At 60.2% G+C, this 17104-nt stretch carries 11 protein-coding genes; 1 reads left to right on the forward strand and 10 read right to left on the reverse strand.

Going from position 1 to position 17104, the window contains the following annotated elements:
- Positions 1–38 precede the first annotated feature (38 nt).
- The 4 genes from astD to CI807_RS29990 form a co-directional block, all read right to left on the reverse strand.
- Positions 39–1508: a succinylglutamate-semialdehyde dehydrogenase gene (astD, locus tag CI807_RS29975; protein WP_177409650.1), complete on the reverse strand. Its 1470-nt coding sequence runs from the start codon at positions 1506–1508 to the stop codon at positions 39–41.
- Positions 1505–2530 carry an arginine N-succinyltransferase gene (astA, locus tag CI807_RS29980; RefSeq protein WP_095017322.1) on the reverse strand — a complete coding sequence of 342 codons (1026 nt, stop codon included), beginning with the start codon at positions 2528–2530 and terminating at the stop codon, positions 1505–1507. The genes astD and astA overlap by 4 nt, the downstream gene beginning before the upstream one ends.
- A gap of 51 nt (positions 2531–2581) precedes the next feature.
- Positions 2582–3601 (reverse strand): arginine/ornithine succinyltransferase subunit alpha, encoded by a 1020-nt coding sequence (gene aruF, locus CI807_RS29985; protein ID WP_003175655.1) that lies wholly within the window; start codon positions 3599–3601, stop codon positions 2582–2584.
- 123 nt (positions 3602–3724) lie between these two features.
- Positions 3725–4945 carry an aspartate aminotransferase family protein gene (locus CI807_RS29990; protein ID WP_095017323.1) on the reverse strand — a complete coding sequence of 407 codons (1221 nt, stop codon included), beginning with the start codon at positions 4943–4945 and terminating at the stop codon, positions 3725–3727.
- A 309-nt stretch (positions 4946–5254) separates the two neighbouring features.
- On the opposite strand from CI807_RS29990, the gene CI807_RS29995 reads away from it, so the two are divergent.
- On the forward strand, positions 5255–11179 hold the full coding sequence (locus tag CI807_RS29995) for a dermonecrotic toxin domain-containing protein (protein WP_095017324.1): 5925 nt from the start codon (positions 5255–5257) through the stop codon (positions 11177–11179).
- Between the two features lie 14 nt (positions 11180–11193).
- Here CI807_RS29995 and CI807_RS30000 read toward each other — a convergent pair whose 3' ends face one another.
- The 6 genes from CI807_RS30000 to CI807_RS30025 all read right to left on the reverse strand — a co-directional run bounded on the left by CI807_RS30000 (position 11194) and on the right by CI807_RS30025 (position 16562).
- A complete protein-coding gene (locus tag CI807_RS30000) occupies positions 11194–12174 on the reverse strand; it encodes a GlxA family transcriptional regulator (protein ID WP_095017325.1) in 981 nt (326 codons plus the stop codon).
- Between the two features lie 220 nt (positions 12175–12394).
- The gene (locus CI807_RS30005) at positions 12395–13159 is read right to left on the reverse strand and encodes an ABC transporter ATP-binding protein (protein WP_016973723.1); all 765 of its coding nucleotides are present in this window, start codon (positions 13157–13159) and stop codon (positions 12395–12397) included.
- Between the two features lie 27 nt (positions 13160–13186).
- The gene (locus CI807_RS30010) at positions 13187–14299 is read right to left on the reverse strand and encodes a succinylglutamate desuccinylase/aspartoacylase family protein (RefSeq protein WP_016979805.1); all 1113 of its coding nucleotides are present in this window, start codon (positions 14297–14299) and stop codon (positions 13187–13189) included.
- A 1-nt stretch (position 14300) separates the two neighbouring features.
- Positions 14301–14999 carry an ABC transporter permease gene (locus CI807_RS30015; protein WP_016979807.1) on the reverse strand — a complete coding sequence of 233 codons (699 nt, stop codon included), beginning with the start codon at positions 14997–14999 and terminating at the stop codon, positions 14301–14303.
- Positions 14996–15685 (reverse strand): ABC transporter permease, encoded by a 690-nt coding sequence (locus tag CI807_RS30020; RefSeq protein WP_010208305.1) that lies wholly within the window; start codon positions 15683–15685, stop codon positions 14996–14998. The genes CI807_RS30015 and CI807_RS30020 overlap by 4 nt, the downstream gene beginning before the upstream one ends.
- 91 nt (positions 15686–15776) lie before the next feature.
- On the reverse strand, positions 15777–16562 hold the full coding sequence (locus CI807_RS30025) for an ABC transporter substrate-binding protein (protein WP_095017326.1): 786 nt from the start codon (positions 16560–16562) through the stop codon (positions 15777–15779).
- Between the last annotated feature and the right edge of the window lie 542 nt (positions 16563–17104).

A 17104-nucleotide genomic window follows, 5' to 3' on the forward strand; every position in this document is an offset into this window, starting at 1 on the left:
TCCACGAACATCTGTATTTTTATAGGCATCAATAGCAATCAGGGCAATCGCACGCCGGGTGTCAGCGCGGCTGGCAACACCAGGCTCGGGGTCTCAAGCGAGGCCACCGGGTACGCGCAATAATCCGCTGCGTAATAGGCACTGGCGCGATGGTTGCCCGACGCCCCTACTCCACCAAACGGCGCGGTACTGGCGGCGCCGGTCAGTTGTTTGTTCCAGTTGACGATGCCCGCGCGGCTTTCCAGCCAGAACTGCTGGTAGCGTGCCTCGGAGTCCGACAACAAACCGGCGGCCAAGCCGTACTGGGTGTTGTTGGCCTCGGCAATCGCCGCTTCGAAATCAGCGTAGCGGATCACCTGCAACAGTGGGCCGAACAGCTCCTCGTCTTCGCGCTCGCTCACGCCAGTTACGTCGATGATGCCGGGGGTCAGCAAGGCGGCCTGGTCCTGGGGCTGAATCATTTCCAGCAGCGCCACGGCGCCATTGGCGAGCATCAGTTCCTGGGCGTCCATCAAGGCTTTGGCCGCCGCGAGGGAGATCACCGAGCCCATGAACGGCGCGGGTTGCTGGTCGAACGCACCCACTTCAATCGTCGAGCTGACCGCCACCAGGCGCGCCAGCAACGCATCACCCCACGCGCCTTCCGGCACCAACAGGCGACGCGCACAGGTGCAACGCTGGCCGGCCGAGATAAACGCCGACTGAATAATGGTGTACACCGCCGCATCCACGTCGGCCACTTCATCCACCACCAGCGGGTTATTGCCGCCCATTTCCAGGGCGAGGATCTTGTCCGGGCGCCCAGAGAATTGCTGATGCAGGTGATTGCCGGTGCGGCTGGAGCCAGTGAAGAACAACCCGTCGATACCGGGGTTGGCCGCCAGCGCGATACCGGTTTCCCGCGCGCCTTGCAGCAGGTTCAACACACCCGCCGGCAACCCGGCTTCGATCCAGCATTGCACGGTCAACTCGGCAACCTTGGGGGTCAGCTCGCTCGGCTTGAACAGCACGGTGTTACCCGCCAGCAACGCTGGGACGATATGCCCGTTCGGCAAGTGACCAGGAAAGTTGTACGGGCCAAACACCGCCACCACGCCGTGCGGCTTGTGGCGCAGCACGGCGGTGGCGTCGCCCAGGGGGCCGCTCTTCTCGCCGGTACGCTCGCGGTAGCTTTGCACCGAGATCGCGATCTTGTTGGCCATGCTGGTGACTTCGGTGGCCGATTCCCACAGCGGCTTGCCGGTTTCCTCACCGATGCAACGGGCGATTTCGTCGGCGCGGCTTTTCAGGGTGGCGGCGAAGGTTTCCAGAATAGCGATGCGTTCTTCCAGCGGGCGCTTGGCCCAGGCCGGAAACGCCTGGCGTGCAGCCTGCACGGCCGACTCAACCTGCTCGGCGGTGGCGCCATTGCCGGCCCACAGCACCTGCTGAGTCACCGGGTTGCGCGATTCAAACAGTTCACCCTGGCCAGCCAGCCAGCTACCTGCGATATACAGCGAATTCATTATTTCGACTCCCGAGCAGCGGACAACGGAACGGCACGCACTTGATCACCCACCACCAGTCGCAGGCGCTTGGCGGTCTGTGGATCGACTACCAGCGTGCCTGCCGCCAGACGAGCCGGGGCGGCGGTGATGCGGCATTCTTCGCGCTTGCGGTTATGGATCAGGAACGGCGTAGCATCGTCCCCCGGCGTGCCGATCGCCAACACCAGCGACTGGCTATCGCGTACGGCACGGATCTTGGTGGTTTCACATTCCACCGCAGGTCCCGCGTCGAAGATGTCGACATAGCCCTGGTAGCTGAAGCCTTCGCTCTTGAGCATGCTCAGCGCCGGCTCGGTGTCCGGATGGACCTTGCCGATCACATTGCGCGCATCCTCGGACAGGAAGCAGCTGTACAGCGGAAACTTCGGCATCAGTTCGGCGATAAACGCCTTGTTGCCCACGCCCGTGAGGTAGTCGGCCTGGCTGAATTCCATCTTGAAGAAGTGCCGGCCCAGGCTTTCCCAGAACGGCGAACGCCCCGCTTCGTTGGATACACCGCGCATCTCGGCAATGATCTTGTTGCCAAACAGTTGCGGGAACTCCGCGATAAACAACATGCGCGCCTTGGCCAGCATGCGACCGTTGAGGCCGGTGCGGTAATCGGCGTGCAGGAACAACGAGCACAGCTCGGAGTTGCCGGTGAGGTCGTTGGCCAGGAACAGCGTCGGGATCTCGCGGTAGATATTCAGTTCCTGGGAGGCGCTGACCGTCAGGCCGACCCGGAAGTTGTACCAGGGCTCACGCAGGCCAACGGCGCCAGCAATGGCGGAAATCCCCACCACGCGGCCTTCGTCGTTTTCCAGCACGAACAGGTAGTCGGCATCGCCGCGCCCGGCGTCGCCACGAAAGGTTTTCTCGGCCCAGCCCACACGGTGGGTCAGGCGCTCTTCGTTGGCCGGCAAGGTGGTGAGGCCGGTGCCGGTGCTGCGCGCCAGATCAATCAGGGCCGGTAAATCGCTGCTGCGTACGGGACGAACGATCATGCTATCTCCTCGAACGGGCCGCTGTTGTCAGCCACCCGCGAAACTCTCTTTTTAAACCGCTACCAGGCGCACACTCGCGCCTTCGCCAACACCCAGGGCTTCGGCCGCTGCGAGGTCCAACGTCACCGGTTTACCCGGCGCGTAGTCCAGTTCCAGCATCACCGCGCGGTAATCCTGCAACTGCGCGTTGCTCACCAGGTACTGGCGACCGACACCCTTGACCATCTCACCGATCTTCACCGGTACCACGCGGCTCTGGGCAATCGAACGAATGCCCGACACCCGTGCATGCAGCGTCGGGCCACCGTCGAAGATGTCGATGTAATGGTCAGTCTCGAAGCCTTCGCGCATGAGGATGTCGAAGGTGATCTGCGCACGCGGGTGCACCTGGCCCATGGCTTCCTGGGCTTCGTCCGGCAGCAGCGGTACGTAGATCGGGTAGTGCGGCATCAGCTCGGCGAGGAAGGTACGGCTTTTCAGCCCGCACAGGCGCTCGGCGGCGGCATAGTTGAGGTCGAAGAAGTTGCGACCGATGGCGTCCCAGAACGGTGAGTCACCGTTCTCATCGCTGTAGCCGACGATCTCGGTCACCACCGAGTCGGCAAAGCGCTCGGGGTGGCTGGCCACGAACAGCAGGCGGCCACGGGAATTGAGTTCCGACCACGGCGAACCGACCAGCTCAGGCACCACGTAAAAGCTGGTGAGCAGGCTGTTGCCGGTGAGGTCGTGGCACTGGGAGAGCACGTGGATCTTGTTGTGGATCTTCAGCTCGCGAGAGGCGTGCACGAAGGTCTCGTTACGGAAGCTGTAGAAGGGTTCCGAGTAGCCGGCGGAGGCGACGATGGCCGAGCAACCGGCGAGCTTGCCGGTCTCGGTGTCTTCGAGCACGAAGAAATAACTCTCTTCGCCGTTGAAACTGACCTCGGCCGCGAAGGACGCTTCGCTGGCGGCGATCTTGTCGCTGAGGCGTTCCACATCGTCCGGCAAGGAGGTGACACCAATCGGGCTGTCCGCAGCCAGACGCTGTACCTCGCCCAGATCAGCCATTTGCGCGGGGCGCATCACCAGCATGGTGTCACTCCTTAACTCGAAAAACAGGCAGGCCTGGAGCCTGCACAGAGGAAAAAATGCCGGGCGGGCCCGGCACACACACAATTCGGTTCACCACCCGGCGTGCCAGGTGGTGAAGGGTCATCAGCCTTGCGTCAGCACTTTCACAGCACGCTCAAAACGGTCCAGGCCTTCCTTGATATCCGCCTCTTCCACCACCAAACTCGGCGCGAAACGCACCACATCCGGGCCGGCTTGCAGGATCATCAGGTTTTCTTTCTCGGCCGCATTGAACACGTCCTTGGCCTTGCCCTTGAACGCATCGCTCAGTACGCAACCGAGCAACAGGCCCATGCCACGCACTTCGGTGAAGATGCCGTATTGCTTGCCGATCTGTTCCAGGCGCGCCTTGAATTGATCGTGCTTGGCGTTCACGCCGGCCAGCACTTCAGGGGTGTTGATCACGTCGATCACCGCCTCGGCCACCGCACACGCCAGCGGGTTGCCGCCGTAGGTGGTGCCGTGGGTGCCGACCACCAAGTGCTTGGCCAGCGCCTCGGTGGTGAGCATCGCCGCGATCGGGAAACCGCCGCCCAGGCTCTTGGCGCTGGTGAGGATGTCCGGGGTCACGCCGTAATGCTGGTAAGCGAACAGGTGGCCGCTGCGGCCCATGCCGGTCTGCACTTCGTCGAACACCAGCAGCGCGTTGTTCGCGTCGCACAGCTCGCGGGCGCCTTGCAGGTAAGCCAGCTCGGCCGGCAGTACGCCGCCTTCGCCTTGGATCGGCTCCAGTACAACGGCGCAGGTCTTGTCCGACACGGCGGCTTTCAGCGCGGCCAGGTCGTTATAAGGAACGTGGGTGATGCCGGTGATTTTAGGACCGAAACCATCGGAGTACTTGGACTGGCCACCGACGTTGACGGTGAACAGGGTACGGCCATGGAAGCTGTTCAGCGCGGCGATGATCTCGTATTTCTCGGTACCGAAACGGTCGAATGCAACGCGACGAGCCAGCTTGAACGCGGCCTCGTTGGCCTCGGCGCCGGAGTTGCAGAAGAACACGCGCTCGGCAAAGGTGGCGTCGATCAGCTTGTGGGCCAGGCGCAGCGCCGGCTCATTGGTAAAAACGTTGGAGACGTGCCACAGCTTGTTGGCCTGTTCGGTCAGTGCACCGACCAGCGCCGGGTGGGCGTGGCCCAATACGTTGACCGCGATGCCGCCGGCAAAGTCGATCAGCTCGCGACCCGCCTGGTCCCACACGCGCGAGCCTTCGCCACGCACAGGAATGAATGCGGCCGGTGCGTAGTTAGGCACCATGACCTGGTCGAAATCGGCACGTTGCACCGGGGCTTGCTCAACGGACATCGGAGTCTCCTGAAGAGGAACGCCTGCCTGGAACTGGCGGGCGATGCAGGGATTGTAAGGACAGTTTTCAGCGCGGCCTTGCCGCCAAGCGACAACTTCTTATAGCGCCAACCCGCGATTTTGGCGGGTTTACGCCAATGCGACAAATAGCATCGCAATGGCGCAGTTTAAACACTGTGGCGTCGCAGCGGCAGGTGTTCAACAGGATAGATGCAACGCAAGGGGGGGGTCGGCTATCTATCTACCTCCAGTCGGCCAGACGAAATTGGTCTGCTCTCACGCCTATTCATCACACTAAGGCGTTCTCCCGTGACCCCACCTACTCCTCCCATCCAGCTCCCGGACCTGTCGACTTATCGCGACTTGCATCTGGAGATCCTCACGCAGGCGGTTCCCGACTGGCTGCCCAAACTCTCTCCTGACAAACGCGCAGCATTGCGCACGGTAAAGCCAGACTTCCCGCAGTGGTACAAAACGGCCTCCCCGGAAGATCATGACCGCCTCAAAAACCGCATGAATACCGCCTGGGAGGCACAACTGCGGCTCGACCAGACCCTGGCCGAGCTGAAGTCGGCGCAAGACTTCGGCGCGCTGCTGCTACAACAGTTACTCAAGCAACGCTTCGGTATCGAAACTGACGTCAAAACCACTTACCTGCGGCTCTACATTCCCCAAACGATACCTTGGTTCCCCGTTCGATCAGGCGGAGCAAGAACCTGGACGGTGTCATTGATCGACGCCGCCCTGCACAACTTTGAAGACGACGAGACCTTCGAAGCGCAATCGGCGTTCATCACCCAACCCACCAGCACCGGACAATTCGAGAGGCTGCCCGCGCTCGACAGGCGAATCACGGTGGCACAATTCACCGCCTTGTGCCGGGAACTGGACATCGGCGCCCAGTACCAGCGTTACCTTGAACGGTTCTTTGACTTCAAAAACCCGGTGGCCATCGCAAGGCTGCAATTGAAGGTCAGGCAAAGCCAGGTCGCAAACCTGAACGTCGCGTTGCAAATGGCCTGGATGAAAGACGATCTGCACGATGATCAATCCTTCATCCTGTTGCAACGCCTGCTCAGCAGCAACGACAACGCAAGCACCTGCTACCCATTGCGGTGTTACACCCTGAGCATCATGTCCACCCCGCTCACCGGCATCGTGCTATTTGCCGAGAACATCGGCAGCCGTCACCCCGTGGGCGTTATCGCCTATATCCCGGACGACCCTTACGCGCCGCTCAAGCAATACCCAACCCTTGTGGACTTCATGACCGCATTGGGCAACAACCTGCGCAACGCTGAGTACCAGCAGTTCTTCAGCCGCTTCGTCAATCACGAAGACCGCGGCGCCTTTTTTGCCGACCTCAATCGCAGGCTGTCCAAAGTCACTTGGCACGAGCATACACGCGGCGATCCACTGCCCTCCTGGCGCGAGACGCCCATCGATAATCCGCATTTGTCGTTCAGCGCCTCCAGCATCAGCGGGGATCTGTTCAAGCACCTGTTTCAGACAACATTCAGCAAGGTGTTCAACGATGCCCGCGTCGTCGCAGTGTCCACCGCCAGTGTCGACCAGAGAGTGCGCTGGGAGCGCTGGGCCATCGTGCAGAAGGTGGCCTCGGCCATCCTGCAAATCGCAGCGCTGGTCGTCGCCCCATTTGTCCCCCCCGTAGGCCTGTTGATGCTCGGCTACGCCGCCTATCAAATGCTTGATGACGCCTTTGAATGGATCATCGACCTGGCTGTGGGCGACGCGACCGTAGCGTGGGGGCATTTTCTGTCATTCGTGGAGCAAGGGTTACAATTGGGCCTGTTCATTGCGGGCGCGCCGCTGGCCGCTGGCGCCTTGCGTGCTGTGCTGCCTGCCGAAGTCATCACGTTTTTCAATGGCCTCAAGCCCGTCACGTTGCCCAACGGCAAGGCACGACTCTGGAAGCCTGACCTTGCACCCTACGCCCACGCTATCAAACTGGCCGGCCACGCCGATCCAAACGCCGAGGGCCTGCACGCCCACAACGGTAAAAATATCCTGCTGCTCCCGGACAAACCGTTTGTTGTACAAAAGGACCCTGTCACCCAGCAGCCTTACCTTCAACATCCCACCCGGACCAACGCCTACCGCCCTCCCCTGCTGACCAACGGCAAAGGCACTTGGGTGAGCGAACTGGACACTCCCCTGAGCTGGGACAGCACCACCCTCATGAAACGCCAAGGCCCTAAAACAGCCGGGCTCAGCGATGAACAATTGGTCACCGCTCGGCGCATCAGCGCCACGGACGACGGCGCGTTGCGCAAGATGTACGTCAACCAGCACCAGCCGCCTCCCTTGCTGACCGATACCCTTGACCGCTTCCAGATCGACCAGACGCTGCAGGACTTCATTGATCAAATGAACAGCGATGATCCCGCGGTTTTCAAGCGGGCCGATGGGCAGTCCCAACTGCACCTGCTGGCCAACCTGGACCTTTGGCCAAAAGCCAAGACCCTGCGGTTTGTAGATGCCGAAGGCAGAACCGCCTGGGAGTTGCCCGGCGAAACAAACGCCAGCGTGGTGCAAATACACGAAGCCCAGTTGAAAAACGGTGACTTACTGAAAACCCTGCTGGAAGCGCTAGATGAACCCCAACGCAAAACCTTGCTGGGAGAAGCATTCGGCGACCCACCAACCTCCTTGGACAATCGCGCGCTTAAACTCAGGAAAAAACTGGCAGGACTGGCTCAATCGCATCGAGCTGAATTGTTCAACACCCGCTACCAACAGCTGGAGAACCCTGTCACCCCTCGCCAACAGGCCATGGTCGACAACACCCCCGGATTGCCACTCACCGCAGCCGACGCCCTGCTGGACACCGCCAACAGCCAGGAACTCAAGGCCGTTGACGAAGGAACAGTCCCCGCGCGCTTGACCGAGCTGGCCCAAGCGTTGCGAGACGAAGCCAGGGTGAACCATGCCTACGACGGTTTATACCTCGACTCGACGGACACTCTCGACACCCACCGACTGGCCTTGCACTCCCTGGAGCAATTGCCCGGCTGGACAGGAAAAAGGGTGCGCATTGAGATCAGAAGCTCCACACCCGAGGCCACCCTCCTGGATGCCATCGGCAAACCCAAGGCACGCATCAAAAGAGTCTTGGTGCGCTCGCCCGATGGGCGTTACACCCCGCAGGACAGCAGTGGCGAACTGTCCGGCGCAACCGACCTGTACAACGCGGTGCTCCAGGCCCTGCCCGATGCCGAGCGCAACGCCCTGGGCCTGCGCATCGGCCAAGGTCCCGCCCTGCGGCTGGCCGTGCGCACACATGCACTGAAACGCGCCCCCTTGCGCAAGCTGATCACCGCCGAGCCCGCCCGCACGCCTACCGACACCCGCACCCATCTGCGCCTGCTGGGCATGGACAACTACCCAGCGGCTGCACCAGTTGAACAGCCCAACGCGCAGGCGTTGGCACGAGAGCTATATCCAGCCCGCACCGATGAACAAATCGGCGAGATGATCCAGGCACTGGAACGCCGCCCGGGTGGCGCCTTTCCTGCATTAACCGCCCTACGCCAGGAGTATCTGCAACTTAATCGTGTCCTGGCCGACTGGACAGCCCGCACCCCGCGCCGCTACCCAGGCAACGAGGTGAACATGGGCCGTCAGGAATATAGCGACATGCGGCAAAACCGCTTGCTGTTCTGGCGTGAACTCTTGAGCGCCTGGCGCCAGGAAACCGAGACAGATACCTACTTCGAGAATCTCAGCCATAACGGTCAGAAACTCAAATCGCACGCCATTCTGTATGGAGAGCTACCGACGCTGCAGGCCAATTTCGAGCATATTTCGTACCTTGAACTCAACGGTCGCCAGGCCGCACTGAATGTCGATGGTTTTTTGCGTAGCTTTCCCAACATTCGCCACCTCAGCATCGCCAATGCCCAACTGGGTCAACTGCCAACCGCTATCAGTGCAATGCCGCGCCTCAATGAATTAATACTCAGCGACTGCGGCATCACCCTGACACCTGACAGCCTGAACGCGCTGACGGCCATGAATAGACTTCGAACCCTGGACCTGTACAACAATCCGCTGGGATTGACCCCCAACGTTGAACGCATGATTGATCTGCGCAATCTGGACCTGTCCGAGACTGGCATTTCCAACGTACCTGTCGGCATGCTCAGCCGAGCATCGCTGGAGCTGGCGGTGCTGTCCCAAAACCAGATCACGCAGCTGCCTTCCGCACTTTTCGACCTACCCGCCGATGCCCCAAGCACCTTCGACCTCTCAGGCAATCCCCTGTCGCGAGCGACCTTGGAGCAGGTAAAAAGCTATTACCAGCGAACAGGCCATTATTGGAGCACAGACGCATTGGCAGTCGATATTCAGCGCGTCAATACGCTCTTCCCAGACTTCAGCGTGAACGAAGTCAACCGCTTTCTCTTTGGTCTGCCGGGCAATATTGAAATAGGCCAGATCGAACTGGCACGGCTGGAAGTCGAATATGCTGACCTGTCCGACGGGCTTGATACGTGGGCACGGCAAGCCCCCGCGCCGGAGGAGCAAGCCCGGCGAGAGGACTTCAAAGAGGAACTCCAAGCCTGCTGGCGCCGAGAAGGTGCGTCGGATGCGAGCAGCCCCCAAGTCATTCCCACGTTCGCCGTGGAAAGCCCGCAACCTGTTACAGGCACATTCCCATCACTGGACAGCGGTGTCTTCAGGCATGTGTCTGCATTGCGCCTGAAGGGTGCGCAGGCTCCATTTCCCTTGCAATCGTCGCTTTTTTTCAGAGGGTTCCCCACCCTAAACCACCTGTTTATCGAGGGTTATGTGATGGGTGATGTCCCTGCTTCGTTATGGGACCTGCCGCAACTGACATCATTGCGCCTGCCCCGTTGCGCGCTCACCTTATCAACCGAGAGTGCCGCATCACTCACCACGCTGAACGAGTTGGGAACATTGGACTTGAGTCATAACCCTCTTGGCCAACTGCCTGATTTCAGCGCGCTGCCCAGGCTGTCCAGCATCGCGCTTGAAGACACCGGCTTGACGCAAATCCCCGACAGCCTGCTGACGGCCGTGGAGCGCCAACACGTCAACCTGGGCAACAACCTGATCACCCAGGTTCCCGACAGTGCGTTCAGGCTGCCCGACGCAGTCACCGCCGTCTTTGACCTCTCCCGCAACCCACTGAACCGCTCGGCACTGATGCAGATCAAACGCCATTGCCAGCGCACAGGCGAGTATTGGCGCGCCGATGCCCCGACGACGTCGCGAGAAAGGATCAAAGCGCTGTACCCCACCTTTACCGAAAACGAAGCCAGCCGCTTCTTTTTTGAGCTACCCGGTGACCTGGACGCGGCAGAGCCTGCCATCGGGCAACTTGAAGCCGAATACGCCCAACTGCGCACCGACCTTGAAGCATGGGTGGTGAATGTGCCAGAGCGTCACCCGATCGTGGACACGCCATTGGATGAGCAAACGCGGGCACAGGATCAGCTAAATCGCCGGGCATTCAAAGTGCTGCTTGAAGAAGCCTGGCGCCGCGAAAGCGAACTGGACGACAACGACGACAGCTTTGGGCCTACCCATAAGCTGACCTTTAACCTGCCGATTCTGGGCGAACTCCCCGAATTGAGCGCCCGGTTTGAGCATGTGACAACACTCGACCTTGAAGGCAATGGCACCACCATCCGTATCGACGGACTACTCAACTGTTTCCCTAAACTCAGGAGCCTGGTCATCACACGATTCAGCCTGGGCGATATTCCCCTCACCGTGTTCAGCCTGGCTGAGCTCAACACCCTGAGTCTGACCGAATCTGCTATCCGTTTGACACCCACCAGTGCCGACGCCTTGTCGGGGATGACGACCCTGCAGTACCTGGACCTGGGCGGCAACCGGCTGGGCCTCACGCCCGAGGTCAGTCAACTGACCGAACTGGAAACGCTGTACCTGCCAGACACCGACATTACTCAAATCCCTCAAGGGCTATTCGCCTTGCGCGAGCTGCGCACGTTGGACCTGAGCGACAATTTGATCGAAGAGGTTCCTGCGGACTTTTTACAGCTGGCCACGCAGCTCGACACCGCCTCAGACCTGAGCGGCAACCCATTGTCGGCAGCGAGTCTGGATATCCTCAGGCAGTACTACATGCAAACCGGTGACGACTTGGCGGTGGCGGCAGCGGGCCTGGATGCAAACGGCAATCCGCTGGTAAGGTCCAGCTCCCCAGAGCCCATGGAGGAATAACGACGCTCCAGCGGTCAACCGCGCTCGGCCGGCACCGACGACAACTCGAACGGGCTGCTGCTACGCCGCTGGTTACGATCTTCACGCGGGGTGGCGCCAAAGAAGTTGCGGTAGGCGCTGGAGAAATGCGGCCCCGAGGAGAAGCCGCACGACAGGCCGATCTGGATGATCGACTTGCTGGTTTGCATCAACATCTGGCGGGCCTTGTTCAGGCGTAGTTCCAGGTAGTACTGGCTGGGGACGCGATTGAGGTATTGCTTGAAGATACGTTCCAGTTGTCGTCGCGACACGCATACATGTTGGGCGATTTCGTCGGTGGTCAGCGGTTCTTCGATATTCGCCTCCATCAACAGAACAGCCTGGGTCAGCTTTGGATGGCTGGAACCCAGGCGGTTTTGCAGCGGAATGCGCTGGCGCTCGCCGCCTTCGCGGATGCGTTCTACCACCAGTTCTTCGGAGACCGCACCGGCCAATTCGGCGCCATGGTCACGGGCCAATACCGCCAGCAGCAGGTCGAGTACCGACATGCCACCGCAGGCAGTGAGGCGGTCACGGTCCCAGTCGAACAGATGGCTGGTGGCGATGACCTTGGGGAAACGCTCGGCGAAATCGTCCTGCCAGCGCCAGTGCACGGCGGCGCGGTAGCCGTCGAGCAGGCCGAGTTGGGCCAGCGGATACACACCGGCCGACAAGCCACCGATCACACAGCCGGCGCGGACCAATTGCTTGAGCGCGGTACTCAGTTGGGAAGCAATGACCGTCGGCGGTTCATCCGCCAGCAGGAACAGCTTCTGGAACCCTTCCAGTTTGCCAGCCCATGGCTCGCCCGGGAGTTGCCAGGCACCTTCGGTCGCCGGCTCGGCTTGCAGGAACGACAGCTCGTAGACCACGTCCGGATGCACCCGCTGGGCAACGCGCAAGGCCTCCTCAGCCAGCGCAAGCGTCAGGGCTTTTGTGCTGGGCCAAATCAGGAAACCAATTTTGTGCGCGGTCATGGAGTGCTATCCGAAGCCAGTAACAGTAATGAAGACAAGGGCTAATGCTAGCCCGGAAACCAACACAAATCTCAAAACAATGAAGATCCGTTCTCCTGTAGGAGCGAGCTTGCTCGCGAAAAACCGTAACGATTACGTGGGTAGTCAGTCTGGCTCGCCGCGGTGGCCTTGCGTCCTTCGCGAGCAAGCTCGCTCCTACAGGGGTGAGTAGCAGGCTGGACTATTTCAGGCTGCCTGAGAGGAACTGCTGCAAACGCTCGGACTGCGGGTTCACCAGCACTTCACGCGGATTGCCGCGCTCTTCGACGATACCTTTGTGCAAAAACACCAACTGGTTCGACACTTCACGGGCAAAGCCCATTTCGTGGGTCACCACCACCATGGTGCGGCCTTCCTGGGCCAGGTCCTGCATCACCTTGAGCACTTCACCGACCAGTTCCGGGTCGAGCGCCGAGGTGGGTTCGTCGAACAGCATCACCTCAGGTTCCATCGCCAAGGCACGGGCGATGGCTACGCGCTGCTGCTCACCGCCGGACATGTGGCCGGGGAACGCATCCTTGCGATGGCCCACACCGACCTTGGCCAGGTAGTGTTCGGCCTTTTCACGGGCCTCTTTCTTCGACACGCCCAGCACGTGCACCGGCGCTTCCATCACGTTTTCAAGCGCGGTCATGTGTGACCACAGGTTGAAATGCTGGAACACCATGGACAGCCGCGAACGCATGCGTTGCAGTTGTTTAGGGTCGGCGGCCTTCATGGCGCCGTCCTTGTTGGCCACCAGTTTCAGCTCTTCGTTGTTGAGCAGGATCTTGCCGGCGTGGGGTTGCTCCAGCAGGTTGATGCAGCGCAAAAAGGTACTTTTGCCCGAACCGCTGGAACCGATGATGCTGATCACATCACCGGCCGCGGCGGCCAGGGACACGCCTTTGAGCACTTCATGACTGCCATAGCGTTTATGCAGGTCTTGGACTTCAAGTTTGTACATGCGGTCGGTTCTCACAAAAACAGGTGGTCAGTCGTTGAGCAAGCGCCCGTGACGCAGCGCTTCGCGCCCCGCCACCTTGGCCAGCCAGAAACCCGCTTGGGCATAACGTAGCCGTTCAACGGCAAACAACACCCCCGAAGTACCTGCACAGATGGTGCTGACGCGGTCTTCCAGGGGATCAATCACTTCAAAAATCGGCTCGCCTTTTTCGATCCATTCACCGGCTTTACGCAGGTAACTGATCACCCCGGCGTGGGGCGCGAACAGCAATTCGGTGCCCTCGAAAGGCACGCCTTCACAAGGTTCAAATTGCGGCGCAGGCCATTCGCCTTTGATCAAACCCTGCTCAGCGAGGAACGCGAGAATACCTTCGGCGTGGAAGATCGCCTCGTCACGCCCGGTATCGGCCTGACCGCCCAGCTCCAGCGTAGTCGCCAGGCAGGCCAACGGAATTTGCGACTCAGGAAACGCCTGGGACAAACGCAACCACGGCAGCGAACAGGCCTCATCGAACGAACTGCCGCCGGAGTCTTCCGCCAGCAGGCCGACCTTCACATTCAAATGCGCCGACAGCGAACGCCACTGCGGCCAGTGCTGCGGCAGCGCGTACATGTGCAGTGCGGCTTCGGCGTCGCAATGCAGGTCGAGCACCACATCGGCAGTGCAGGCGTGGCTCAGCAAGATACGCTGCATACCTTGCAACTGGCTGCTTGGCTCGGGCAACGCGTTGAGTACATCGCTCATCGCCTGACGGATCAAACGCACATTGGCGTGGGGATCATCACCCAACTTGCCGCTGAGCAACTCGGCAACCGGCTCGCTCAACTCGACGAAATCACGGTTGAAGTTCTTGCCGCTGCCCACCTCGAAACGGCCCTGGTGGCTGCCTTGCAGCAGTTGGCCAAGGCCCATTGGGTTGGCCACCGGCACCAGCTCGATCACGCCGTTGAGCGCGCCTTGCTGTTCCAGTTCGGCGAGGCGCTTTTTCAGCTCCCACGCGGCACGCATGCCGGGCAATTCATCGGCGTGCAGGCTGGCCTGGATATAAGCCTTGCGCTCGCCCTGGCCGAAACGGAACACGCTGAGCTGGCGCTCACAGCCCAGATGCCCCCAAGGCAACAGATGATCGATACGTTCCATATCAATGCTTCCGTGGAGCCAGGTAGCTCAACCAGCGGCGCTCGGCCAACTTGAACAGGCGCACCAGAATGAAGGTCAGGCACAGGTAGAACGCACCGGCGGTGATGTAGGCTTCGAACGGCAGGTAGAACTGGGCGTTCACCGTGCGCGCGGCGCCGGTGATGTCGATCAGGGTGACGATGGAGGCCAGGCTGGTGGTCTGCAGCATCATGATCACTTCGTTGCTGTACTGCGGCAGCGCCCTGCGCAGGGCCGACGGCAGCAGGATGCGGCGGTACAGTTTGTAACGCGACATGCCCATGGCCTTGGCCGCTTCGATCTCGCCATTGGGCGTGGCCTTGAGGCTACCGGCGATGATCTCGGCGGTGTAGGCGCTGGTGTTGATCGCAAACGCCAGGCACGCACAGAACGTCGCGCTGGACAGCAGCGGCCAGAGGAAGCTTTCGCGCACGGCGTCGAACTGGGCCAGGCCGTAGTAGATCAAAAACAGCTGCACCAGCATCGGCGTGCCGCGGATCACGTAGGTATAAAGCCAGGCCGCGCCATTGACGATCGGCTGCTTGGACACGCGCATCAGACCCAAAGGCAAGGCGGCAAGCAGGCCGAAGAACAGCGAGATGGCGAGCAGTTTCAAGGTGGTCAGCAGGCCGCCAAGGTACAGCGGCATGGCCTCCCAGATGACGTTGTAGTCGAAGATCATAGATCAGCCGCCCTTACGCCTACCGAGTAGCGCTTCTCAAGATGACGCAAGGCCAGCAACGACACGCTGGTGATCACCAGGTACATCGCCGCCACTGCGAGGAAGAAGGTAAAAGGTTCGCGGGTGGCATCTGCCGCCTGCTTGGCCTTGAACATCATGTCTTGCAGGCCCACCACCGAAATCAGCGCAGTCGCCTTGGTGAGGACCAGCCAGTTGTTGGTGAAGCCGGGGATCGCCAGCCGAATCATCTGCGGCACCATCACCCGGAAAAACACCTGGAAACTGCTCATGCCATACGCAAGGCCGGCTTCGGCCTGGCCCTTGGGAATGGCCATGAAGGCGCCGCGGAAGGTTTCCGACAAGTAGGCGCCAAAGATGAAACCCAGGGTGCCGATACCGGCGGCCAAGGGGTTCAAGTCGATATAGTCGTCGTAGCCCAGCATAGGCGCGACGCGGTTGAGCAGGTCCTGACCGCCGTAGAAAATCAGCAAGATCAGCACCAGGTCGGGGATCCCGCGGATCACCGTGGAGTACAAGTCACCCAGCCAAGCCAACCAGCGCACCGGCGACAGGCGTAACGCGACCCCGATCAGACCCAGAACAATGGCCAAGGCCATGGACGACAAGGCGAGCTGAAGCGTCAACCATGCGCCATCGAGGATGACGGCCCCGTAGCCTTTCAACATGATTCAGGTCCTCGAAAAGGGGGATGAAAAAATGGCGCAAACCTCAGGAATTCTGTTGCTTGCGCCATTTCGGACAGACAGCTAAGACGATTTACTTAGGGTCAGCGCCGTAGATATCGAAGTCGAAGTACTTGTCCTGGATTTTCTTGTACTCACCGTTGGCACGGATCGCGGCAATGGCTGCGTTGATGCGGTCGAGGTTTTCCTTGTCGCCTTTACGTACCGCGATGCCGATGCCGTCACCGAAATATTTGGCGTCGGTGAACTGCGGGCCCACGAACGCGTAGCCTTTACCGGCTGGCGTTTTCAGGAAGCCGTCTTGCAGCAGGGTGGCGTCGGCAACGGTACCATCCAGGCGACCGGCTTCCACGTCCAGGTAGATTTCGTTCTGCGAGCTGTAAGGCACAACCGTGGCGCCTTTAGGGGCCAGGACTTCCTTGGCGAAGCGATCGTGGATCGAACCGCGCTGCACACCGATCTTCTTGCCCTTCAACTCATCCAGGCTGTCGCTGACAGTGGTGCCTTCCTTCATCACCAGTTGCGCTGGGCTCAGGTAGTAGCGGTTGGTGAAGTCCACGGACTTCTTGCGGTCTTCCGTGATGGACATGGACGACAGGATCGCGTCGATCTTGCGCACTTTCAGCGCCGGGATCAGGCCGTCGAACTCTTGCTCGACCCAGGTGCACTTCACGTCCATCTGCTTGCACAGGGCGTTGCCGATGTCGTAGTCAAAACCGACGATGCTGCCATCGGGCGCTTTGGAGGCAAACGGAGGGTAAGCCGCTTCGATACCAATTTTCAGGGGCTTGCCTTCAGCGAAAGCCTGCATGGACAGCACGGACAGCGCCAGGGCGCCCAACAGCACGAGTTTCTTCATCTTGGGACTCCATCGGTATAGGGCAAAACAGCAGTATGAGCCATGGCCCACGATGCGACTTAAGGGAAACCGAATTGCGGTGCTGCGTCCTACACCAGCTACACACTGGAGACGACGAGCGAGTGATCGGCATTCTAACGACAGGCCGGAAGCCGATATTTCCTCAATGCGACAACAATTTACAGAAGCACCGAGAAAGCGGTTCCAGCTCATTGACAGCCTCTGTATTTTATGCAGAGACAAAAGACATTAAACCTGTAGACGCTGCAAATTGCGGGCCTATTATTCGCAAACCCTTCTAGCACGGCAAGTCTGGCGTTTAATCTTATTTGCCGGGGTGTCTAAAACGCGGTTTTTCGGGGCGTGGGCGTAGCGCTTTGCCTCATGTTTGGGCGGCGGGTTACACATTTGCGTTCGAGGGTAACATTCAGAAATATCCCACAACACAATCCGATATTTATTGACCTTATGTAAGTCGTCCCACCCATGAGCAGCCTTGGAATGCAATCAAACTGTGGGAGCGGGCTTGCTCGCGAAGGCGG

The sequence above is a fragment of the Pseudomonas sp. NS1(2017) genome (assembly GCF_002269425.1).
Lineage (GTDB): Bacteria > Pseudomonadota > Gammaproteobacteria > Pseudomonadales > Pseudomonadaceae > Aquipseudomonas > Aquipseudomonas reactans.